Genomic DNA, 19,996 nt, shown 5'->3' with positions numbered 1-19,996 from the left:
ATGGCGGATCAACCTCCTCAGCAAGCACCAAGCATTGAAGAATTGCAGGAATCTATTGATGAACTTTCCACCTATCGAGAACGACTTTATAACGACGTTCTAGGACTAGGCAAAAAACTTCGCTTATCCCAAAAGAAAATTGAAGCCACGCTGAGTGAACACCCTGAGCTCACACGAATCGATGAGGTGTTGGATCAACTTAAGGCTCAAAGAAATGCTCAGAAAGGCCAATGACTAGACCAGAGGGAATAATCCCAATGACGATGTCTAGTTTTTTTGAAGCAAGTCGTGGCACTTGGCTGAACCGTCGTGTGGTTCATCACTTGGATTGTCAAGACGACGAAGCCGCGGATTCGAATCTGATCATCGAACCGTTCGACACCAATGATCCTGTTGTTGAAAAAGTTTGCGCAGCGTTGAAAGTGAAGATCAGCGACACCACTGGCGGAGCAAGATTTTGGTGGGAAAGCAATCTAATGGAAGATTCTCGCAATAACGATTACGCAGCAGTTGTTGTTGATGCTCCGAATCCTGAAGATCCTCGTCAAGGTTTCCTACTGAGAGATGTGGGTTATGTTGAAAAAAAAGCCGTTGTCAGCACCTATTCCTTCGCTGATGATGGAGTCTTGACCATCAAAACCCGATACGACACCAATACAGGTATTGAAAGGTGCTGGTTTGTGAATGACCAGATCAGGATGCGCGTGAGTTCGGTGCAGTTTCTCAACGGGGTCGCCATGACCACGTACTGCACAGAATTTCGCTGCCCAAGTGATGCTGACATTGCCGCACTTTCGTCAGCTACAAGATCGAGAGCTGACAACATTCCTCCAACCCAGGAGAGCTGAACGTGTTTGACCCATTTCTCAAGGAACTTCACCACGGCATCGAGCAACGCGGTGGCAAGTCCATTGATGTGCCAGCTGGACTGGAGGAATGTCGCTCCAAGAAAGGCACCAGCGTGATCCGCAGCTGGCTTTGGGAAGTGCCGAATTTCCGTCGCTGGCGTGTCACCAGACTTGATGCCGGTGACAAGCTTCAGGTCCTTAATTCCGTTGCCTACCCCGATTACAGCCTTGACCATCCTCTGATGGGAGTCGACCTCCTCTGGTTTGGTGCGCGGCAAAAACTCGTAGCCGTTCTCGATTTCCAACCTCTGGTTCAGGATTCCAATTATCTCGATCGATATTTTTCCGGGCTCAAGCAACTGAATCAGGAATTTCCTGATCTGAACGGCGAAGAAACGATGCGCTCGTTTGATCCAAATCAGTATTTTTCATCCTGGTTGTTGTTTTGCCGTGGGGGTGCAGATCAAGCAGAAACCTCTCTACCGCCGGCATTCAGTGCATTTCTGAAGGCCTACTGGGAGCTTCACGACACCGCACTCAATACCGACACGCTGATTCAGTCAGATGAAGTGAAACGGCTGCAAGACAACTACGACGTTTACAGCGCCGAACGAGACCCTGCCCATGGACTCTTCACCAGTCACTTCGGCAAAGAATGGTCGGACCGGTTCCTGAGCGAATTTCTATTCCCAGCATCTGCAAAACAATGAGTTCAACCCGATGCACCAGCCTCGATCCTGTTGTCATTGAAGGCTGGAGCTGGCAGCCATTCCTCGAAGACGCTGTCAACTCTCTGCAACCAGTGGGAATTGAACCTTATCCAGTGAAGGAGACATTTCTGTTCAAACAGGATCAGACAGGATCGAAAGCGAAACCTATCAACGTGACCACGGCCACCTGGGCCTGCAGAAGCGAGAAATTCCGACAGGTGAGAGCCGCTTGTGTCAGTGCTGGCTCTTCCGCATCGGTTCTGAACTTTGTGATCAATCCGCTGCCGCGATATGACCTGCCGTTCTTCGGCGGAGACCTTGTCACCCTGCCATCGGGCCACCTACTCGCACTCGATCTTCAACCGGCTGATAAGCAAGACAGCCAACACACTCAAGCAGTTTGGGATCGTCTGATGCCAATCTTTGAGCGATGGCGTTCGCAGTTACCGGACGGCGGCCCCATTCCAGACGAAGCCCAGCCCTTCTTCTCGCCTGGATTTCTCTGGACACGACTGCCCTTGGGAGAAGAAGGCGATCAGCTCATCGAATGTGTGGTGCGACCAGCCTTTAATGACTACCTCAATCTTTATCTGGAACTCGCCGCTGCAGCGATGCCTGTGTCCGATCAACGCATGACGCATCTGCTGGCCGGACAACGGCGTTACACCGATTACAGAGCAGAGAAAGACCCTGCCCGCGGGATGCTGACCCGATTCCATGGCAGTGAATGGACCGAGGCCTACATCCACGATGTGCTGTTTGACCTCTGATTTCTGGCTTGCTGCTCTGCCCTTGTCAAAGCCTTGCTTTGACAAGGGATTAAGCATTATGAACAGCAATCGGGTGCGCTTCGACCACTTAGCGAGAATCTATTTCGACCCCGACGGGACTTTTTACGATGTCCCTACGGTGTCTGTGACACCCATTTAGACGCTGCCAAGAGGAGTTCCAAATGTTCGACGCCTTCACCAAGGTTGTCGCCCAGGCCGACGCCCGGGGACAGTTCATCAACACCAGCGAGATTGATGCTCTCGCCGCCGTCGTTTCTGACAGCAACAAGCGTCTGGACGCCGTGAACCGCATTTCCAGCAACGCCTCCACAATCGTTGCCAATGCTGCACGAGCTCTGTTTGCTCAACAGCCTGCACTGATTGCCCCCGGCGGAAACGCCTACACCTCCCGTCGCATGGCTGCCTGCCTTCGCGACATGGAGATCATCCTCCGTTACGTCACCTACTCGGTGTTTACCGGCGACGCTTCAGTGATGGAAGATCGCTGCCTCAACGGCCTGCGTGAAACCTACCTCGCACTCGGCACCCCAGGCGCATCAGTTGCAGCCGGCGTGAATCTCATGAAGGAAGCTGCTCTGGCCATCGTCAACGACAAAGAAGGAATCACCTCAGGCGACTGCGCATCTCTCAACAGCGAAATCGGAACCTATTTCGATCGCGCAGCAGCTTCTGTCGCTTGATATCGATAGTCCCTTCTTTCGCTTAAACCCTTCTTCAACATGAAAACTCCCCTCACCGAAGCCGTAGCCGCTGCAGATTCACAGGGCCGCTTCCTCACGAACGCCGAAGTGCAGGCTGCATCCGGCCGTTTTACCCGCGCCAAAGCGAGCCTGGAAGCAGCCAAGGCTCTGACTGCCAAGGGTGACGCGCTGGTCAACAGTGCTGCTCAGGCTGTTTACACCAAGTTCCCCTTCACCACGCAGATGGAAGGGTCGAACTATGCCTCAACAACGGAAGGCAAAGCCAAGTGTTCCAGAGACATCGGCTATTACCTGCGCATGGTCACCTACTGCCTCGTTGCTGGTGGCACAGGTCCTATGGACGACTACCTGATTGCTGGTCTTGCCGAAATCAATCGTACTTTTGAGCTCTCACCCACTTGGTATGTTGAAGCTCTGAAGCACATCAAAGCCAACCACGGACTTTCTGGCGATGCTGCGACTGAAGCCAACAGCTATCTCGACTACGCCATCAACGCTCTGATCTGAACAACAAAGTTGTTCAGACTTATAACAAGCCCCCGAAAGGGGGCTTTTTTATTTCCAACAGCTAACAGATGAAACCATCTCTGCAACGGTTCCTAGATCTTCTGTGCGGAGAGTACAGCAATCATCAGCAAGCTCTGGACAACCCACCACTATTTGCACATATTTTCCTGAAATATCGACCGCTAGAGCATCTTCAGCCTGGATCGATTCTACTGGAACAAACTTATGCTGTCGACCCCAAAAATCCATACAGACTGCGGATGATAAGAGCGGAAGAAATCGAAGATGGGGTTATCAAACTCTGGAACCACCTCTTAAAGGAACCCGATCGATTCTCGAAAGCAACAACAGACATCAACTTAAGAAAACAAATCAAAGAGTCAGATCTCATATCATTAGACAATTGTCACTACCAAGTCACTGAAAGAGAAGATGGATATCACGGAGAAATAGAGCCTGGTTCTCAGTGCATTGTCAAACGAGATGGAAAAGAAACCATTCTTGTCAGCTCATTTCACTTGGTTGGAGACACACTATCAACGCTTGACCGTGGCCAGGATCCAGTCACCAATGAGCGATGCTGGGGCTCCATTGCAGGTGAATTTCGATTCAAAAAGTCTGCATCTTGGGAAGCAAGATGGTTTCAACCGTCCAAATAAAATCCCAAACATTACCGATAGATGCTGCTCAGAAAAACAGAGCAGCGACTCCGCCTTTTAAAATGGATAGAACGTGCTAGAAGCGGAATACAAACTTGATCCCTATCAACTCAACACAATCAGCACTTGAAGCCCTTGACCATGAAGATGCTGGCGTTCGATACCACAGCGCTTGGTGGCTGGGCAAACACAGAGCTGTCGAAGCAATCCCAAAGCTGGTCGAGTGCTTGAGGGACGAGAGAGAAGTGACTTCTACAGGCGGATACCCACTAAGAAGGCAAGCAGCACGTTCACTGGGGATGATCAGAGATGCAAGCTGCGTTCACTCACTTCTTGAAACACTGAATACCAACGATGTTCAACTCCATGAAGCAACATTAAGGGCATTGACAGAGATCAATAATGATCAATGCACGAGCTCTCTTATCAGCTACCTAGAAAAAGATATTCACAACAAGCCAATAGAAGCTCTCATCGAAGCACTGGCTTCCCATCAAGTCTGGCAGGTTTCCGAAAAAATCAGGCCCTACCTTCAATCAAACTCCGAGAGAGTTGCGAGTTCAGCAGCAGCATTCTTCTATGGCTGCACCGGCGAAAAAATCTATCTTGACCGAGTCGTTCGACTCCTCGATCACGAGAATCGCTTTGTCAGGCAATCAGCTGCTTTCGATCTTGCCCGCCTCGGAACAATCTCTGCAACCAAACCCGTCCTATCAGCAAATATACCCAACAATGTCAAAATGTATGTCATCAAGGCAATCCTGACCAAGTCGATCCAGAAGCCAACCCTTCATGAGATCGAAAACGAGGCACAGAACGAAGGGTTAAGAGACTCTTTATTCGCAACTCTCGACTCATTGACCAGAGAAAACTTTTCTGGCAACCTTCTCGTCAATCAAAGTCCTGCGAACCACCCCGAGCCAAACAGTCAAATCAATCCAAACATCAAAAAGCTATCCAACCCCTTCGAGAAACTGAAATCACCATCACTTCCAGAGCGGGAAGAAGGCATCCGGCAACTGGTTAAAAACGCCAAATACGCCGACGAAAATTTGCTTAATTTATACTTTAATGAATTGGATCAAGATATCAAAATGGGAGTCATCAAAGCCATGTCTGAACTGAAAAATGCCGCTTTTGTTCCAGCATTCGTTGATGCAATCGGAGCCGAAATTGGCAACCATTGCCAGGGCAATATCCGACGAGTTGCCGCATGCGCCCTCGGAGATATCAACTGGAGTCATCAATTCGAGTCCAGGGCATTCTCCATCGCAATGAAGAAGCTTGGCTGGACATTGCAATATCCTGACGACTGGGGATTGCGCTACAGCGCTTGCATAGCACTTGAGGGCATCGGCAACAGCAAGGCTCAATCTCTTCTGGTTGAGTCAAAAACGAAAGAAGTTGATCAAGTCGTTTCGGCACGCATTGACATTGCCTTGTCCACGATATGCAATACAGATGTTTCTTAATTCCTGCAGACCTTCAACCTGAAATGATTTGCTGCGCAATCCACAAGAGCCGTAACAAGGCTTGAAAAACAACCTGTAAACACCGTGAGAATACTGTTTGTCTGTCTTGGCAACATCTGCAGATCACCCGCGGCGGAAGGGGTGTTTCTGCATCTGTTGAACCAGCGAGGATTGCAAGACCATTTTGTGGTGGACTCCGCGGGTACCGGAAGCTGGCACGTGGGGAATCCCGCGGACCGGCGAATGCAGGCTGCGGCCAAGCGGCGTGGCATCCACCTACCAAGCCGGGCGAGGCAGATCGAACTCAATGATCTGGAAGAGTTCGACCTGGTGCTGACCATGGACAACGAGAATTTCGGGGCTGTCAAGGGCCTGGCCCGTGAGGCCGGGGTTCGGGCCACGGCTGAGATCAGGCCAATGCTCAGCTACAGCCAGCGCTCCAGCGAAACCGAAGTTCCTGATCCGTATTACGGCGGAGAAGCCGGCTTCGATCATGTGCTGGATCTTCTGGAAGAAGCCTGTGGGGCGTTGCTCGATGAACTGAGCGAACACGATCAAGCCACAAACGGCCAACTCTGAAATAGCGCTCAGCGTTCAGGAGTCGGCCAAACCTCTTCAGCGACCCGGCCGCGGAAAAGGTCTTCGAGTGCGTCAATCACTGCATCGATTCCCATCCCGTCGGTGATCAGTTCCGTGGCATCTTCTGCCTGCACCAACGGCGCAATCGTTCTGGTGCTGTCAAGGCGGTCTCGCTCAACAATCTGGGCTTCGAGTTCACTGAGTGCAGGCACGGAATGGCCGCGTGTCTCCAGATCCTTGGCGCGGCGACGGGCCCGTTCCTGAGGAGTCGCTGTCAGGAACACCTTGAGCTCAGCATCAGGGAACACAGCTGTTCCGATATCCCGGCCCTCAGCGACCAGTCCTCCTTTTTCGCCGAGACGCTGCTGCTGCCGGGTCAGCAGTTCCCGCACGCAGGCATGGGCAGCCACCAACGACACCGAGCCGGTCACATTGGGATCGCGAATTGCATCGGTGACATCCCTGCCGTTGACGGATACGGTCTGCACTCCATTGCGCAACGGCGAGAGATCCACCTCCAAACCTTCAAGCAGCCTCTCCACGGCTTCAACATTGGCAGGATCCGCACCGTGCTCCTGAACCCACAAGGTCACAGCCCGATACATGGCTCCGGTATCGAGGTAAAGCAGACCCATGCGTTCAGCAAAGGCCCTGGTCACAGTGCTCTTTCCAGCACCGGCAGGGCCGTCGATGGCAACGATGGGGGAACGGGTCATGACGAAAATGTGATCAATCAGGCGGGTGGAACCGCAGTGCACAGCCGCGGCCAGCAGGCGCAGAGCCTGAGTGTCCTCCGCAGCTTGCAGGGTGGATGGATCCACGACCTCTACATACTCCACCTCAAGGCATGTGCTTTCGAGCCGCTGTCTGAGCCTTTCCAGGACATCCTGCTGGCTTAGAAGCCTGGCCTGAAGCTCTGTCGCTGCGGAACGGAGCCCGGCTCCGAATGCGGCCGCACGCTGTCGCTCCGAGGGAGCCAGATAACGATTGCGCGAGCTTGCGGCAACACCATCAGGCTCACGAACGGTGGCACACCCCCTCACACGAACTGACAAACCCAGGTCGATCACCATCCGACGCAGAATCGTGAGTTGCTGCCAATCCTTCTCGCCCAGCCAGAGCTGCCTTGGCTGAACAAGTGCCAGCAACCGACTGACCACAGTGGCAACCCCATCGAAATGGCCTGGTCTTGAGGGACCACACAAGCCCGACTGCAAGGCTGATGGGACTTTGAGATTCCAGCCCGTAGCGGCACCATCGGGATAAATCTGGCGCTCATCCGGGCACCAGATCGCTGTCGCGCCGGCCTGCTGTGCCAGAAGACAGTCTTCCTCGAAGGAGCGGGGATAACGGTCAAAGTCTTCCCCCTCGCCGAATTGCAGAGGGTTGATGTAAATACTCACCAGGACTGATCCCGGCTGAGGGCAACCTGCAGCCGCAAGGTGGATGAGTCGGGCATGACCTTCATGCAGGCCTCCCATGGTGGGAACGAAATCAATCGGACCGGTGCGAGAGGCCCGCCAGCTGCTGAGCTCGGAGCCAGTTCGGAGAACGCGAAGACTCAGCGAAGCACCTCAAGACGAACCTGAGCGATGCCACTGCTGGTCAAGCCCAGTTCGCTTGCAGCACCATGCGCCAGATCGATCACCCTGTCGCCAGCGAAGGGGCCGCGGTCATTGATCCGTACCACCGCCTTACGTCCATTCCAGAGGTTGGTCACACGCACACGGGTACCGAATGGCAAGGTTCGGTGAGCAGCGGTCATTGTTCCTCGGCGGAACACCTCTCCATTGGCCGTGCGGTTGCCGTAGAGACCGGGGCCGTACCAGCTGGCTTCGCCCGAATGTGTGGAGATGACGAGCGGAGCAACGGGTTTGGCAGGCTCCGGAGGCGGGATAACTTCAGACTCAGGCTCGACGATGGCCTTGGCAGGAACGACCCGCGCTTCGAAGAAGGGTGCGGAGGCTTTCGTGACAGCCACTGGTTCTGGTGGCAACACGAGGTCAAGCGGATCAGTGACATCAAAGCCATCGAGATCCCGTGCAAGCACTGGATAGAGAGCCATACCCGTCAAGGAAAAGCCGGCAAATGCCGCAATGGCGGGGAGATAACGAGACATAAGCAAGGGTCTGACTGCAGCTCGGGGAAGTCCGACGTTTGCGGACATCAAAGGGCTTACAGATCCACGACCAGATGACATCAATCCTTGAACGTATGAATGCTTCGACACTCCCGCAGACAGGCGAAGGCTGACGCGGATAAGCACCAAGACATTGACGAACTGCCCGGAGAGTGTGCGGGAACTGGGCTGCTGGCTCAGCGAGCCGAGAGGCCATTGATCAGCCCAGGCAATTCGAACGACAAACCATACTGATCACCAGAGGACCGGAAGCCGCAGCGGCACAAGGTCATGGTGTGATGCCACGCTCGTGAAGGGAGAGGATCAGAACAGAACTGCAGCTGTTGATGGACTACAGAGCCTCCGGTGTGGACGTGGAAGCTGGTCGAGCGTTTGTGCAGAGGATCAGGTCCGGTGTCGAAGCGACTCACCGCCCTGAGGTTGTCGGCGGACTGGGCGGTTTTGGAGGAATGATCCGGCTTCCGCAGGGGCTCAAACGCCCACTGCTTGTGTCAGGAACCGACGGCGTTGGCACAAAGCTTGAGCTCGCCCAGGAACATCACGGACATCACGATGTTGGGATCGACCTTGTCGCCATGTGCGTCAACGACGTCATCACCAGCGGTGCTGAACCCCTCTTTTTTCTCGATTACATGGCAACAGGTGCCTTAACTCCTGATGCCATGGCCTCGGTGGTCGAGGGAATCGCCGATGGCTGCCGCCAGAGCGGTTGCGCACTGCTCGGCGGCGAAACGGCCGAAATGCCCGGCTTCTATCCCCCAGGCCGATACGACCTGGCAGGATTCTGTGTCGCCGTGGTTGAGGAAGATTCGGTCGTTGACGGCAGCCAGGTGCGAGCAGGCGACCGCATCCTTGGGATCAGCAGCAGCGGTGTTCACAGCAACGGTTTCAGCCTTGTTCGCAAAATCTTGGAGTCCAACAGCGTTTCGACTGAAACCCGCTTCGGCGCCCAGGGCCAACCTCTGATTCAGGCGCTCTTGAAGCCGACCCACCTTTACGGAGCAGCTGTAAGGGGACTGATCGCCTCAGGCACGCCGGTTCACGCCATGGCCCACATCACAGGCGGAGGCATTCCCGAAAACCTTCCTCGCTGCCTGCCGGACGGATTGATCGCCAAGGTGGAGCCCAAAAGCTGGCCACGCCCGGAACTGTTCAACTGGCTTCAGTCTCATGGAGAGATCAGGGAACGCGATCTCTGGCACACCTTCAATCTTGGAATTGGCTACTGCCTGGTGCTCCCTGGGACCGCCGTCGAGGCTGCAAGCAATCACTTTGCGAGCAGGGGTTTCAAGGCATGGGACATCGGCGAGGTCATGACCTCCACAGGCAAGGAAAGTTCCCCCGTGCTTGGCCTTCCGGCCTGAAACAGGCCTGCATCCAACAATCTCCAACAGCTCAGCGTGAAAGCGCACTGAGGCCTTTCAGCCCCGTTAGTCTCCGAAAAGACAGATCGATTTCGTATCGATTAATGCGTCGTGACATACGCCTTATTAATCCATGCCATTTGATAGACCTCAACGCACAACCCGACGTCGTTCATCGGCAGGGCCTACTCCCCCAAGACGCCCGGTCGGATCGGGGTATGACAAAGCAGGAGGTCACCGCCAGGGAGGACCAAGACCGACTTTTCTTGCTCTCAAGGACCACGGCAAGGTTTTTGTTGCCGACATGCCTTTTCTGTCTGATGGACAACTGGCCAACATCAGCAAGGAAGCTGCGGAGGTGCTCGTCAGCCTTGAGCGTCGCATCAGTGAGCTGGAACAGGCTGAAGGTGACCGTGACACGTTGATCAAAGCGTGCACGAAGCGCGATGTCACCCATCGTTTTCTGAGAGCAATCGAAGAGGAACAACAACAACGACGGGACAATCCCGCCGTTCGCCGCGCTGCTGGGGAATCCCTGCCTCGAACATTCCTGGAAATCGCTCGACATCGTCTTCCCGGCGCAACGTTCGATTCCCTGCTTCAGGAAGCCCTCTCTGCCTGCGAGCAATCGGCTGAAGAACCTTCGCCCACCATCAAGCCACCACTCAAGGTGGTCTCCCTGCAACCCCCAGCATCATCCCTGCCTGTGGTCGTCAGCCCGGATCCGGAGCCCAGCGATCAAGCGCTCTGAAAAGGGTTGTCGGGCATTCGAGCCGCAGTATCGAAACTGTATTGATCGAGCAGACTGCGCTCCCGCTCAGTAAGGGACCAGTTCAGAGCCTGTTTGGCATCGATCACCTGAGCCGGTCTGCGGAACCCAGGAATCGGGCAGGTTCCATGGGCCCGGCACCAGTTCAGCGCCACCTGCACCTGATTGACCCCCCTTGCCTGCGCCATGTCAGCCATCGCCTGACGCAGTGGCAGAGAACCAGGCAACAGGCGCCGATACAGACCCGATCGCAAAGGAGTTGCACCACTGGGTTTCCAGGCAGGGTGGCGCGCCAGAACTCCCAGAGCAAGGGGGCTGTAGGCCAACACCTCCACACCAAGGTCGCGGCACACATCGAGGACGCCTCCAGGCTTGATCGGTTCTGGCGCGAGCAGTGACAGCTGCACCTGAACACTGGCCAGCCGTACACCCCGACGCGCCAGATGCTCATGCAAAAGCTTCAGACGCTGAGGGCCAACATTGGAGACGCCAAGCTCACGCACTTCACCCTGATCCACCAGATCTGCAAGTCCATCCAGCAGCGGTCGCTCCTGCCATGGGGCGTAACGGGCCGTGCTCCAGTGCAGCTGAACCCGGTCAAGCTGCCCCCGCAGACGCCCACGACTGGCCTGAAATGCTTTCACCAGGCCACGACGCCCGAGGCGCCAGGGGAACGGAGCCAGCTTGGTGGCGACAATGAGTTTGCGACGGGAAGAGAGTGGAAGACCCTCCAGGCACTGACCAAGCAACTCTTCACTCCGGCCGTTGAATCGCCCTGTGCCATAGGAATCCGCCGTATCCACAAGCACAAGACCGGCTGAGACAGCCGCCGCAAACGTGGCCTCCAGATCTGAATCGTCTCGTTCAGGGCGATAGCCCCAGAGCAGTTGGTTTCCCCAGGCCCAAGTGCCGAATCCGATTCCTGTCACAACGCTGTGGATCGCTGCACGCCATGATCGCTTCAGTACGATTCCGGTGATGTCATCCTCTGCTGCCGAAACAGCTCGCAATCGGCGGGAGGAGAACTCCGCTCAGGATTCAGCGGCAACCGTTGCTGAAGATCGTGTGCTCTGCAATCACTGTGGTCGCACAGCGGGCAACGGCCTCAGCTGCATCGGCATGTGTGTGGCAGACAGCGACTACTGAAGTGATGCGCGTTCTGCCAATCCACCAACAGGCGGTTCTCACGTCCGCCCTGGCTCTTGGCGTGAGCGGACCGTTCGTTGTTCAAGCACAGCTCGAATCCTTTGCTGGTCGATACCAGACCAACAGCAGCAACTGTCGCTTCATCCCAACGACTGGCGAGAAGCGGCGCTGCGGTTCGGTCCAAATCGATGGCCGGACACCCTCAATCCTCAGCATTCGCTTTGTCGGGGCTGGAGATCGGCCTGGATCCAGCCAAAGGCTCACATTCGTGTTGTCCGAGTTGTCAACAACGCCAGTTCTGAACTGCAGCCGAGGCAATTGCCAGCTGAACGCAGCCAACTGGCGAGGCAGGATCAACAGTGTGTCTGAAGCGAACTATGACGCCGATGGGCTCGCGGGAAGTGTGCCGAAAGCCTGGGCAGTAGGAGATGGAAGCTGCGTCGTCAAGGCAGGTCGCATTCTCTGCCTTGCAAAGGCGCCAGATGGAGGTGAGGTCAGTGCCGAAGCACAACTCTGAGCATTCAGACACTTCGATGAAAGCGAAGGCGGCACCCAGATTCGAACTGGGGATAAAGGATTTGCAATCCTCTGCCTTACCACTTGGCCATGCCGCCGACCGGAGCAGAACTGCTCCACTGGCGGATCGTATCAGCGAGACCGCCCCTGCTCTGCTGGTCATCAGCAACGGACACGGCGAGGATCTGATCGCACTCAGAATCATCGAAGCGATCCATCGACTGCAACCTGCCTGGACCGTGAAAGTGCTTCCTCTGGTTGGCCAGGGCAGCTGTTTCCAGGCAGCAATTGAGAAAGGCTGGGTTCAAAGGATTGGCCCGGGAGCACGACTTCCCAGCGGGGGGTTCAGCAATCAGAGCCTGGGTGCTCTCCTTTCGGATTTCATGGCAGGTTTACCGTTGCTCACCTGGAAGCAATGGTTCTGCCTGCGAAAGGAGCGCAAGTCCACTGCCGCAATCCTGGCCGTGGGAGATCTGCTTCCTTTGCTGATGGCCTGGAGCACCCATCGGCCATTCGGGTTCATCGGCACTCCCAAGAGCGACTACACCTGGAGCAGCGGGCCAGGACAATCTCTGAGTGATCGCTACCACGCACTGAAAGGCAGCGAGTGGGACCCCTGGGAATGGCATCTGATGAAACAGGGAGGCTGCCGACTGGTGGCCATGCGCGACCGTCTTACAGCAAGGGGGCTTCGCCGCCACGGCGTCAACGCGACCAGTCCCGGAAACCCAATGATGGATGGACTTGTTCCGTCAGCTCCCCCCGCAAGCCTGGAGCGATGCCGAAGGATTTTGCTGCTGTGCGGCAGCCGGATGCCGGAAGCGTTGAACAACTTCCATCGTCTGATCAGCGGGCTGATACAGATGCACAGTCCCGTGCCTCTGGCCGTTCTGGCAGCCCTCGGCTCGACGCCCCTGCAGGATGAGCTGAGAAAACTGCTGCAAGGCCTTGGATTTCGCAGCTGCCCGCCTCCGAGCAGCACCCTCCAAGCATCTGAATGCTGGGTACGCGGGCCGTTGCTTCTGCTGCTTGGTCCCGGACGGTTCCAGCAATGGGTGAGCTGGGCGGAAGCGGGGGTTGCCACCGCCGGCACCGCCACAGAACAGATGGTGGGACTGGGAATTCCTGCGCTGTCCTTGCCAGGTCGCGGTCCACAGTTCACCCGTGGGTTTGCCGAAAGGCAGAGCCGGCTTTTGGGTGGGGCCGTCCGCACCTGTCGATCTGAACAGGAGCTGGGACGCCGTCTTGCCCAGCTTCTCAACGACCCTCTGCTGCGCCAGGAGATGGGACGCACGGGTCGTCAGAGGATGGGACCGGCCGGCGGCAGCGAAGCCATTGCGCGGGAGGTGATCGGCCAGCTCGCACCCGACAGCTGATACTGGGGTTCATCTCGGAACGAAGGATCTCCTTCCCATCGCCATGGCCGCCATTCAGGACCGCGACTATCTGAGGCTTTGTGCGGAACTGGCGAGCCTGCTCAGCATCAGCCAGGCCTCAGCCCGCCGACGGATCGACCAACAGGCAGCCAGGGACGGCGCACGGGATGTTGAAACCCGTAAAGCAGTGGCAACAAGCCTGCTTGACGCTGCGAAGGCAGAACAGAGCAAGTGCTCAGCGGGCAGCAACTTGGACACGCTGCTGGAGGCCGAGCCACTGGATCAACATTTCATGCTCGAAGACTGAGCTCAGTGCTCGAAGGTGTTGACGAAGCGATAACGATCTAGATCAGACATCACTGGAACGCACGCGAAGCAACGCTGCGCCAGCTCCCAGCGCCCCTCTCGACGCAACATGACCTCCAGCTGCCGGCGCGCAGGAAGCAGATAGCGGGCATCGTTGGCGGCATAGGCCAGCTGCGCGTCGCTCAACTCATCAACCCTGCCCCAATCACTGCTCTGCGCCTGTTTATCCAGCTCAACTCCTACCAGTTCCATGACCAGATCCTTGAGGCCATGTCTCGGGGTGTAAGTGCGAGCCAGGCGACTCCCCACCTTGGTGCAGAACACAGGATTCACCCGGATCGACAGACCCGTGGCTAACGCCGCCACGTCAAACCGGGCGAAATGGAACACCTTTTCAATGGCTGGAGCCTCCATCAGCGCCTTCAGTCGCGGAGCCTCCGTCTGCCCGAGGCCAACGCGAATGCAGGCAACCTGGTCCCCGTCATCGCAGATCTGCACAAGACAGAGTCGGTCACGACCGTGAATCAACCCCATGGCTTCGGTATCAACCGCGAGAGCCTTCGCCTGCACGAAGCGGTCATACCAGTCCTGATCCAGGTCTCCGTCAAAGACTGCGAATGCGCAGGGCTCTTTGGGAATCTCAGCCATGTAAAGAAAGCAAGGGACTTCAACCAACCACCACTCTGGCCTCAGCAAGCGATGGAGCGAGTTTTAACTGAGCGCTTGAAAATCAGAACGAGACCGAGTTAGACAAAATCGAGACAGCTAGTTTTCATGCTCACCCAACGCAAACCAACGCGCTCGTGTCTGGCGGACATCGAACACTATTTCCGACAGCCCCCGCCGCTCTTCCTGGATCTCGAGCTGGCGGTCTGCTGGGTTCTTGACTGCCTGCTGCAGAACGACAGTTACCCCTCAGGACTGCTTCAGCGACTGCAGAGCGACCATCCCAAGCTGCGCCTCTCCGAAACGGTGCTGCATCAGGCAGTCGATTTTCTCGAACAGCAGGAGATGCTTGATTCCTACACCAAGCGTTGTCCCAGCAGGGGTCGCCCCCGCCGCATGCTGCACCTGCATCAGGACGCAAGAGGTCAGGCTGAACGCCTGATGGAACCCTGGAGCCGCTGGCTCCATGAACACGATCCACTGACCACCTCGCCATTGACCACGTAGAACAGAGCTCTGTTCGGGCAGCAGCTAGCGGATGCCATCTCCCCAGACGTCCACTCTGCTGCTCACAGCTCTGCTGGGAATCGGCCTGGTCTTCTTCCTGCGTGCCGCCAGCAAGGATCGAACCACTGTTGTGGAGGTTCGATCACCGCGGCCTCCGGTGGAAGTGCTGAACGGACTCGACGCCTGGCTAAAGCAGCGGGGGTGGAGTCAGCAGGGGGGCGATGCCGAGCGATGCCTGCTGGAATACAGAGGCCGGGTGGACAGCAGCCTTCCTCTTGCGATCCTGCTTTCAGTGCTGGGCACTATCGGCGCTGGCAGCCTTGGACTGGTCGTGCGACAGATGAACCCATCTCTGGGCTGGTGGCCTCTGCTGCTCTCGGCTCTCGGCCCCCTCGCCGGATGGATCTACGCCAGCCGAGCAAGACGTGTGGAGGAGATCCAGATCCGCCTGATCGAGCCCGAGGCTGGCAATGGCAGCACACTGCGTTTGCGCGCTCATCGCGATGAGCTCATCGCCCTGGAGCTTGCCCTCGCCGATCCGCTGGAACTGGCCAGCGATGGCGCGTTGCTGACATCACCGATCTGAAGTGTTTCAACGGCGAGGGCTCCTGCCAATGGCATTGATGAGCGCCGGACTGATCCTGTCGGCCGTGATGACAACCGCCGTCAGAGCTCCCCATCTCCGGGAGGAAGACCCCCTCACGGGGGTCAGGGTTGGCCTGCCAGCCGCCTGGACGGGCCGAGCGACACCCTCGGAGTCAGTGGAGATTCTTGTTCTCGCGGGCCATGCCGACTCCCAGGGCATCAAGGGAGCGGGGACCTCCGGTGCAGCCGTTGACCTTGGAGGGGCCAAGCCCATGGATCCACGTATGCGTGATGAGCTGTTCTGGAATCAACGCATCCGCGACGCGGTGGTGCGGACAGGACAGCAGCGCGGACTGCAGATCCGCGCCTATGAGCCTGATCAACTCACGATTGCCGATGAGGAAGACCCGCGCACCAACTGGTCGGTGGGGCGACGTCACCACGATGCGGGGGGCTACGCCCTGGAGATTCATTTCGACGCCTACGGCCAACACGGCGTCGGCTCAGGCCTGATTCCCAGTCTGCGCAGTCCTGCGACGAGAATTGACGAGAGCCTGGCTCTCAATTTCGGGCGCTACCCCCTGAACTTCCGCGGAGGTCTGGGAGGGCCAAGACGGGGCATCAGCATTCTGGAGATCGGCAAACTCGAGGGACAGCTGGAGCGGGCGCTGCGGGATCCGCAGAGTCGTGATGCGGTGGTCGCTGGGCTGGCCCTTCGGATCGTTGAAGCCATCGAGCAGGGGGTCGGCAAGGCGCCTGGCCCAGCAACCCGGAGGCTCAGTTCACCGCCTGATGGGGACGACAGCGTTCCTCAAGCGAAGGATCGTCGAACCAGTGCTGTGGACGGGTGAAAAGGTCAGTGAGAAGGGCTTCGCGAGAACCCTCCTCGGCCTGATAGCCGTATTCCCAACGCGCCAGAGGAGGCAGAGACATCAGGATCGATTCAGTGCGGCCATTGGTCTGTAATCCGAAAATGGTTCCGCGGTCCCAGACCAGATTGAATTCCACGTATCTGCCCCGGCGATACAGCTGGAACTGACGCTCACGATCGCCGTAGGCGAGGCCATTGCGCTTGTCAATGATTGGGGTGTAGGCGGGAAGGAATGCCGTTCCGTTAGCCCTCGCCAGATCATGCAGCTGCTCCCACGAGAGATTCACTGAACCGATCTCGGCCGCTTTTCGAGCGGCTGGGCCTTCAGGATCCTGACCGCGGTACAGACGCCCCGACCCATCCTGGTAGTCATAGAAGATGCCGCCGATGCCCCTCGTCTCCTGGCGATGCTTCAGGAAGAAGTACTCGTCACACCAGGGCTTGAACACCTTGTAAAGACGCTCATCGACCGAATCGCAGGCCTGCTGATGAGTGCGGTGGAAATGTCGGGCATCCTCAAGGAAGGGGTAATACGGCGTGAGATCAGCTCCTCCTCCGAACCACCAGACCGGTCCGGCCTCGAAATAGCGGTAATTGAGATGCACCGTGGGAACAAATGGATTTCTGGGATGCAGAACCATGGAGGTTCCTGTGGCAAACCAGGGATGCCCTTTGGCCTCGGGCCGCTGTTTGAGGATTGAAGGTGGCAGTTCCATGCCATGCACCTCAGAGAAATTCACACCTCCCTGCTCGAAGATGCGGCCTTCTCGCATCACTCGGGAACGACCACCACCTCCTTCCGGCCGATCCCAGCTCTCTTCCAGAAACTTGCCCACACCATCGATCTGCTCCAGACCTGAGCAGATCTGATCCTGAAGACCCATCACCAGCGCACGGGCACGCTCACGGGAGTCGGCGGGAGGACGCTCGCCGGAGAGGGCCGAAGACGACGAAGGCGCTGATCCGAGCATCCGGCCCTTCAGACGCTTAAGCAGGGAACGGACCATGATCGACGGTGTCGGTGAACTGCTGACCATTTCAGCCCAGCACCGTTTCCGACAAGAGCGTGTGAAGGACTGTCATGGAAAAGCGCCCCTAGGATCCAGCCAATGAATGGGTTGCATGACCACTGCGGAACAGGCCACTCAAGCGCTCAGCGACCTCCGCGATGCGGGCAGTGACCGTTCCCTGCTGGATCTGGGCTGGCTTGATCAGGTGCGGGTGGCACCTCCACGGGCGGTGATCCGGCTGAACCTGCCGGGATTCGCTCAAAATCAGCGCGACCAGATCGTCAGTGGAGCGAGACAGCGGCTTCTGCAACTGGAGGGCATCGATGATGTCCAGATCGAACTGGGTCAACCGCCCTCCCAGGGAGGCATCGGCCAGGCAGGCCATGGACAGGTCGCCGAACGACAGTCGATTCCAGGGGTCCGCCACGTGATTGCGGTCAGCAGCGGCAAGGGTGGCGTCGGCAAGAGCACCGTGGCGGTGAATCTGGCCTGCTCTCTGGCCGTGCGCGGTCTGAAGGTGGGGCTTCTGGATGCCGATATTTATGGACCCAACGCCCCGACCATGCTGGGCGTTGCTGACCGCACACCTGAAGTGAGCGGCAGCGGAGACAACCAGTGCATGCAGCCGATCGAGAGCTGCGGAATCGCGATGGTGTCGATGGGTCTTCTGATTGAGGAGAACCAGCCCGTGATCTGGCGAGGGCCCATGCTCAACGGCATTATTCGCCAGTTTCTTTATCAGGTGCAGTGGGGAGAGCGCGATGTTCTGGTCGTTGACCTGCCACCGGGCACTGGCGATGCCCAATTGTCATTAGCCCAGGCCGTTCCCATGGCGGGCGTGGTGATCGTGACCACTCCTCAGCAGGTGGCTCTCCAGGATGCGCGACGCGGATTGGCGATGTTCCGCCAGATGAACATCCCGGTGCTGGGTGTGGTCGAGAACATGAGCGCATTCATTCCGCCAGACCAGCCCGATCGGAGATATGCCCTCTTCGGCACAGGTGGTGGCCAAACCCTGGCTGATGCCTTCGATGTCCCCCTGCTCGCCCAGATTCCGATGGAGATGCCTGTCCAGGAAGGCGGTGATCAGGGCAGACCGATCACCTTGTCCAAGCCCGACTCGGTGAGCGCCAAGACATTCCTGGTGCTTGCAGATCGTCTTTCGCCCATGGTGAACGACAAAGCCTGATCATGGTGTCCGGAGTCGGCCTCAACGGACAATCCCTGTTCAGAAGGACAGGCAAACGGCGGGGTCGAGGACGTGAGCGGGACTGGATTTTATGGGGAGTGCCGCTGGCCATGGTGGGCGTGGCCGGACTCCTGATTGCCAGCACTCAGCGCCAGGCTGATTACGCCGACTGGTATCACCACTGGATCACTGCAGGTGTCGGCGTGGGAATCGCGCTGTTACTGGCAAGGCTATCGCTGCTGCGACTCCGCCCTCTGCTGATCCCCATTTACGGACTCACCGTGATCAGCCTTGTCGCTGTCCGAATGATCGGCACCACAGCCCTTGGCGCACAACGCTGGATCAGCATCGGAGGCGTGCACGTGCAACCCTCCGAATTCGCAAAGCTGGCTGCAATCCTTCTGCTGGCGGCGGTGTTGGATCGACACCCTGTTGAACGCCCCGTGGATCTGCTCAGGCCACTCGGGGTGATTTCACTCCCCTGGCTGCTGGTGTTCATTCAGCCCGACTTAGGCACATCTCTGGTGTTCGGGGCGCTGCTGTTAACGATGCTCTACTGGTCTGGCATGCCTTTCGAATGGCTGGTTCTGCTGCTTTCCCCCCTGATCACGGCCCTCCTCGCTGGGCTGTTCCCATGGGGACTCGCAGCATGGATCCCACTCACCCTGGGCATCGCCTACCGATCTTTGCCATGGAAAAAAGTCGCGCTGGCCTTGGTCCTGGCAGTGCAGAGCGCAGCTGCACTGGTGACTCCCTGGCTGTGGGCCAACGGTCTGCAGGATTATCAGCGAGACCGACTCGTGCTGTTTTTGGACCCCACCAAGGACCCCTTGGGTGGTGGTTATCACCTTCTGCAGAGCACTGTTGGAATTGGTTCAGGAGGACTGTTCGGAACTGGCCTGCTGCAGGGACAACTCACCAAACTGCGTTTTATCCCTGAGCAGCACACCGATTTCATCTTCAGTGCTCTGGGTGAGGAGCTGGGATTTGTAGGCACAATCCTGGTGGTGGTCGGTTTCGCATTGTTGATGGGGCGCTTGCTTCAGGTGGCAGGGAAAGCCCGCACCGACTTCGAATCGTTGGTGGTGATCGGCGTCGCCACGATGCTGATGTTCCAGGTTGTGGTGAATATCTTCATGACCATCGGACTTGGACCGGTGACCGGGATTCCACTGCCCTTCATGAGCTACGGACGCAGCGCCATGGTGGTGAATTTCATCGCTCTTGGCCTGTGCCTGTCCGTGGCGAGGCGAGCAAGACGAGCCCTAATCCGTTGAAAGACTC

General features: G+C 57.2%; 26 protein-coding genes and 1 tRNA gene. 20 read left to right on the top strand and 7 right to left on the bottom strand.

All coding sequences use genetic code 11. From position 1 onward, the window contains the following. The 9 genes from SIB73_RS15285 to SIB73_RS15245 all read left to right on the top strand — a co-directional run bounded on the left by SIB73_RS15285 (window position 1) and on the right by SIB73_RS15245 (window position 6,267). A complete protein-coding gene (locus SIB73_RS15285; RefSeq protein WP_413403834.1) occupies window positions 1-234 on the top strand; it encodes a hypothetical protein in 234 nt (77 codons plus the stop codon). 29 nt (window positions 235-263) lie between these two features. After that, window positions 264-848, top strand: coding sequence for a phycobiliprotein lyase (locus tag SIB73_RS15280; protein ID WP_413406090.1), 585 nt, complete (start codon window positions 264-266; stop codon window positions 846-848). A 2-nt stretch (window positions 849-850) separates the two neighbouring features. After that, window positions 851-1,558 carry a 15,16-dihydrobiliverdin:ferredoxin oxidoreductase gene (locus SIB73_RS15275; RefSeq protein ID WP_413403835.1) on the top strand — a complete coding sequence of 236 codons (708 nt, stop codon included), beginning with the start codon at window positions 851-853 and terminating at the stop codon, window positions 1,556-1,558. Further along, window positions 1,555-2,328 (top strand): phycoerythrobilin:ferredoxin oxidoreductase, encoded by a 774-nt coding sequence (locus SIB73_RS15270; RefSeq protein ID WP_413403836.1) that lies wholly within the window; start codon window positions 1,555-1,557, stop codon window positions 2,326-2,328. Before SIB73_RS15275 ends, SIB73_RS15270 begins: the two co-directional genes overlap by 4 nt. A 182-nt stretch (window positions 2,329-2,510) precedes the next feature. Further along, complete coding sequence (locus SIB73_RS15265; RefSeq protein WP_413403837.1) at window positions 2,511-3,029, top strand: phycocyanin subunit beta; 519 nt, start codon at window positions 2,511-2,513, stop codon at window positions 3,027-3,029. A 39-nt stretch (window positions 3,030-3,068) separates the two neighbouring features. After that, complete coding sequence (gene cpcA / locus SIB73_RS15260) at window positions 3,069-3,557, top strand: phycocyanin subunit alpha (protein ID WP_066904334.1); 489 nt, start codon at window positions 3,069-3,071, stop codon at window positions 3,555-3,557. Between the two features lie 68 nt (window positions 3,558-3,625). Continuing rightward, on the top strand, window positions 3,626-4,216 hold the full coding sequence (locus SIB73_RS15255) for a chromophore lyase CpcT/CpeT (protein WP_413403838.1): 591 nt from the start codon (window positions 3,626-3,628) through the stop codon (window positions 4,214-4,216). Between the two features lie 95 nt (window positions 4,217-4,311). Beyond that, window positions 4,312-5,688 (top strand): HEAT repeat domain-containing protein, encoded by a 1,377-nt coding sequence (locus SIB73_RS15250; protein WP_413403839.1) that lies wholly within the window; start codon window positions 4,312-4,314, stop codon window positions 5,686-5,688. An 84-nt stretch (window positions 5,689-5,772) separates the two neighbouring features. Continuing rightward, on the top strand, window positions 5,773-6,267 hold the full coding sequence (locus SIB73_RS15245) for a low molecular weight protein-tyrosine-phosphatase (protein WP_413403840.1): 495 nt from the start codon (window positions 5,773-5,775) through the stop codon (window positions 6,265-6,267). A gap of 8 nt (window positions 6,268-6,275) precedes the next feature. Here SIB73_RS15245 and SIB73_RS15240 read toward each other — a convergent pair whose 3' ends face one another. Continuing rightward, window positions 6,276-7,766, bottom strand: coding sequence for a bifunctional pantoate--beta-alanine ligase/(d)CMP kinase (locus SIB73_RS15240; RefSeq protein ID WP_413406092.1), 1,491 nt, complete (start codon window positions 7,764-7,766; stop codon window positions 6,276-6,278). Window positions 7,767-7,828: 62 nt separating this feature from the next. Further along, the gene (locus SIB73_RS15235) at window positions 7,829-8,386 is read right to left on the bottom strand and encodes a septal ring lytic transglycosylase RlpA family protein (RefSeq protein ID WP_413403841.1); all 558 of its coding nucleotides are present in this window, start codon (window positions 8,384-8,386) and stop codon (window positions 7,829-7,831) included. 347 nt (window positions 8,387-8,733) lie between these two features. Between SIB73_RS15235 and purM the strand changes: the two genes are divergently transcribed. Next, window positions 8,734-9,771 (top strand): phosphoribosylformylglycinamidine cyclo-ligase, encoded by a 1,038-nt coding sequence (gene purM / locus SIB73_RS15230; RefSeq protein ID WP_413403842.1) that lies wholly within the window; start codon window positions 8,734-8,736, stop codon window positions 9,769-9,771. 133 nt (window positions 9,772-9,904) lie between these two features. Next, window positions 9,905-10,522 (top strand): histidine phosphotransferase, encoded by a 618-nt coding sequence (locus SIB73_RS15225; RefSeq protein ID WP_413403843.1) that lies wholly within the window; start codon window positions 9,905-9,907, stop codon window positions 10,520-10,522. On the opposite strand, the gene SIB73_RS15220 is transcribed toward SIB73_RS15225, so the two are convergent. Next, window positions 10,510-11,469, bottom strand: coding sequence for an aldo/keto reductase (locus SIB73_RS15220; RefSeq protein WP_413403844.1), 960 nt, complete (start codon window positions 11,467-11,469; stop codon window positions 10,510-10,512). The two genes, SIB73_RS15225 and SIB73_RS15220, sit on opposite strands and share 13 nt — an antisense overlap. A 49-nt stretch (window positions 11,470-11,518) precedes the next feature. Between SIB73_RS15220 and SIB73_RS15215 the strand changes: the two genes are divergently transcribed. Together SIB73_RS15215 and SIB73_RS15210 are read left to right on the top strand one after the other, a co-directional pair. Beyond that, window positions 11,519-11,686: a hypothetical protein gene (locus SIB73_RS15215; protein WP_413403845.1), complete on the top strand. Its 168-nt coding sequence runs from the start codon at window positions 11,519-11,521 to the stop codon at window positions 11,684-11,686. A gap of 4 nt (window positions 11,687-11,690) precedes the next feature. Then, the gene (locus SIB73_RS15210; protein WP_413403846.1) at window positions 11,691-12,203 is read left to right on the top strand and encodes a hypothetical protein; all 513 of its coding nucleotides are present in this window, start codon (window positions 11,691-11,693) and stop codon (window positions 12,201-12,203) included. A 26-nt stretch (window positions 12,204-12,229) separates the two neighbouring features. Here SIB73_RS15210 and SIB73_RS15205 read toward each other — a convergent pair. Together SIB73_RS15205 and SIB73_RS15200 are read right to left on the bottom strand one after the other, a co-directional pair. Further along, window positions 12,230-12,300: transfer RNA gene (locus SIB73_RS15205), tRNA-Cys, on the bottom strand. Next, window positions 12,280-12,420 (bottom strand): hypothetical protein, encoded by a 141-nt coding sequence (locus tag SIB73_RS15200; RefSeq protein WP_413403847.1) that lies wholly within the window; start codon window positions 12,418-12,420, stop codon window positions 12,280-12,282. Before SIB73_RS15200 ends, SIB73_RS15205 begins: the two co-directional genes overlap by 21 nt. Between SIB73_RS15200 and SIB73_RS15195 the strand changes: the two genes are divergently transcribed. Both SIB73_RS15195 and SIB73_RS15190 read left to right on the top strand, forming a co-directional pair. After that, window positions 12,355-13,578 carry a lipid-A-disaccharide synthase-related protein gene (locus tag SIB73_RS15195; protein WP_413439799.1) on the top strand — a complete coding sequence of 408 codons (1,224 nt, stop codon included), beginning with the start codon at window positions 12,355-12,357 and terminating at the stop codon, window positions 13,576-13,578. The two genes, SIB73_RS15200 and SIB73_RS15195, sit on opposite strands and share 66 nt — an antisense overlap. A 43-nt stretch (window positions 13,579-13,621) precedes the next feature. Next, window positions 13,622-13,885 carry a hypothetical protein gene (locus tag SIB73_RS15190; RefSeq protein ID WP_413403848.1) on the top strand — a complete coding sequence of 88 codons (264 nt, stop codon included), beginning with the start codon at window positions 13,622-13,624 and terminating at the stop codon, window positions 13,883-13,885. A 2-nt stretch (window positions 13,886-13,887) separates the two neighbouring features. Here SIB73_RS15190 and SIB73_RS15185 read toward each other — a convergent pair whose 3' ends face one another. Continuing rightward, window positions 13,888-14,532, bottom strand: coding sequence for a ribonuclease D (locus SIB73_RS15185; RefSeq protein ID WP_413403849.1), 645 nt, complete (start codon window positions 14,530-14,532; stop codon window positions 13,888-13,890). Window positions 14,533-14,658: 126 nt separating this feature from the next. Here SIB73_RS15185 and SIB73_RS15180 point away from each other — a divergent pair, with 126 nt between their 5' ends. Genes SIB73_RS15180 through SIB73_RS15170 form a run of 3 tightly spaced genes read left to right on the top strand, consistent with a single transcriptional unit; the run spans window position 14,659 to window position 16,493 of the window. Further along, entirely contained in the window at window positions 14,659-15,057 is a 399-nt protein-coding gene (locus SIB73_RS15180) for a Pex protein (RefSeq protein ID WP_413403850.1), read from the top strand. 31 nt (window positions 15,058-15,088) lie between these two features. Continuing rightward, window positions 15,089-15,643, top strand: coding sequence for a cofactor assembly of complex C subunit B (locus tag SIB73_RS15175; protein ID WP_413403851.1), 555 nt, complete (start codon window positions 15,089-15,091; stop codon window positions 15,641-15,643). 37 nt (window positions 15,644-15,680) lie between these two features. Next, entirely contained in the window at window positions 15,681-16,493 is an 813-nt protein-coding gene (locus tag SIB73_RS15170) for an N-acetylmuramoyl-L-alanine amidase (RefSeq protein ID WP_413439653.1), read from the top strand. Here the strand turns inward: SIB73_RS15170 and hemF are convergent. Beyond that, window positions 16,420-17,520: an oxygen-dependent coproporphyrinogen oxidase gene (hemF, locus tag SIB73_RS15165; protein WP_413403853.1), complete on the bottom strand. Its 1,101-nt coding sequence runs from the start codon at window positions 17,518-17,520 to the stop codon at window positions 16,420-16,422. The two genes, SIB73_RS15170 and hemF, sit on opposite strands and share 74 nt — an antisense overlap. Window positions 17,521-17,635: 115 nt before the next feature. On the opposite strand from hemF, the gene SIB73_RS15160 reads away from it, so the two are divergent. Both SIB73_RS15160 and rodA read left to right on the top strand, forming a co-directional pair. Further along, a complete protein-coding gene (locus SIB73_RS15160; protein WP_413403854.1) occupies window positions 17,636-18,712 on the top strand; it encodes an Mrp/NBP35 family ATP-binding protein in 1,077 nt (358 codons plus the stop codon). Between the two features lie 2 nt (window positions 18,713-18,714). Further along, window positions 18,715-19,989 (top strand): rod shape-determining protein RodA, encoded by a 1,275-nt coding sequence (rodA, locus tag SIB73_RS15155; protein WP_413403855.1) that lies wholly within the window; start codon window positions 18,715-18,717, stop codon window positions 19,987-19,989. Window positions 19,990-19,996: the final 7 nt, after the last annotated feature.

The sequence above is a fragment of the Synechococcus sp. MIT S9509 genome, assembly GCF_047303035.1.
Taxonomy (GTDB): domain Bacteria; phylum Cyanobacteriota; class Cyanobacteriia; order PCC-6307; family Cyanobiaceae; genus Synechococcus_C.
The sequence above is the reverse complement of the archived record's forward strand: the minus strand, read 5'-3'. Positions and strand labels throughout refer to the sequence as shown.

Excerpts from the sequence above, each read along its gene's own strand:
- SIB73_RS15285 (WP_413403834.1), top strand. The coding sequence starts at position 1 with ATGGCGGATCAACCTCCTCAGCAAGCACCAAGCATTGAAGAATTGCAG.
- SIB73_RS15280 (WP_413406090.1), top strand. The coding sequence starts at position 264 with ATGTCTAGTTTTTTTGAAGCAAGTCGTGGCACTTGGCTGAACCGTCGT.
- SIB73_RS15270 (WP_413403836.1), top strand. The coding sequence starts at position 1,555 with ATGAGTTCAACCCGATGCACCAGCCTCGATCCTGTTGTCATTGAAGGC.
- SIB73_RS15265 (WP_413403837.1), top strand. The coding sequence starts at position 2,511 with ATGTTCGACGCCTTCACCAAGGTTGTCGCCCAGGCCGACGCCCGGGGA.
- cpcA (WP_066904334.1), top strand. The coding sequence starts at position 3,069 with ATGAAAACTCCCCTCACCGAAGCCGTAGCCGCTGCAGATTCACAGGGC.
- SIB73_RS15255 (WP_413403838.1), top strand. The coding sequence starts at position 3,626 with ATGAAACCATCTCTGCAACGGTTCCTAGATCTTCTGTGCGGAGAGTAC.
- SIB73_RS15235 (WP_413403841.1), bottom strand. The coding sequence starts at position 8,386 with ATGTCTCGTTATCTCCCCGCCATTGCGGCATTTGCCGGCTTTTCCTTG.
- purM (WP_413403842.1), top strand. The coding sequence starts at position 8,734 with ATGGACTACAGAGCCTCCGGTGTGGACGTGGAAGCTGGTCGAGCGTTT.
- SIB73_RS15225 (WP_413403843.1), top strand. The coding sequence starts at position 9,905 with ATGCCATTTGATAGACCTCAACGCACAACCCGACGTCGTTCATCGGCA.
- SIB73_RS15215 (WP_413403845.1), top strand. The coding sequence starts at position 11,519 with ATGTCATCCTCTGCTGCCGAAACAGCTCGCAATCGGCGGGAGGAGAAC.
- SIB73_RS15210 (WP_413403846.1), top strand. The coding sequence starts at position 11,691 with ATGCGCGTTCTGCCAATCCACCAACAGGCGGTTCTCACGTCCGCCCTG.
- SIB73_RS15200 (WP_413403847.1), bottom strand. The coding sequence starts at position 12,420 with ATGGATCGCTTCGATGATTCTGAGTGCGATCAGATCCTCGCCGTGTCC.
- SIB73_RS15190 (WP_413403848.1), top strand. The coding sequence starts at position 13,622 with ATGGCCGCCATTCAGGACCGCGACTATCTGAGGCTTTGTGCGGAACTG.
- SIB73_RS15185 (WP_413403849.1), bottom strand. The coding sequence starts at position 14,532 with ATGGCTGAGATTCCCAAAGAGCCCTGCGCATTCGCAGTCTTTGACGGA.
- SIB73_RS15180 (WP_413403850.1), top strand. The coding sequence starts at position 14,659 with ATGCTCACCCAACGCAAACCAACGCGCTCGTGTCTGGCGGACATCGAA.
- SIB73_RS15175 (WP_413403851.1), top strand. The coding sequence starts at position 15,089 with ATGCCATCTCCCCAGACGTCCACTCTGCTGCTCACAGCTCTGCTGGGA.
- SIB73_RS15170 (WP_413439653.1), top strand. The coding sequence starts at position 15,681 with ATGAGCGCCGGACTGATCCTGTCGGCCGTGATGACAACCGCCGTCAGA.
- hemF (WP_413403853.1), bottom strand. The coding sequence starts at position 17,520 with ATGGTCCGTTCCCTGCTTAAGCGTCTGAAGGGCCGGATGCTCGGATCA.
- SIB73_RS15160 (WP_413403854.1), top strand. The coding sequence starts at position 17,636 with ATGACCACTGCGGAACAGGCCACTCAAGCGCTCAGCGACCTCCGCGAT.
- rodA (WP_413403855.1), top strand. The coding sequence starts at position 18,715 with ATGGTGTCCGGAGTCGGCCTCAACGGACAATCCCTGTTCAGAAGGACA.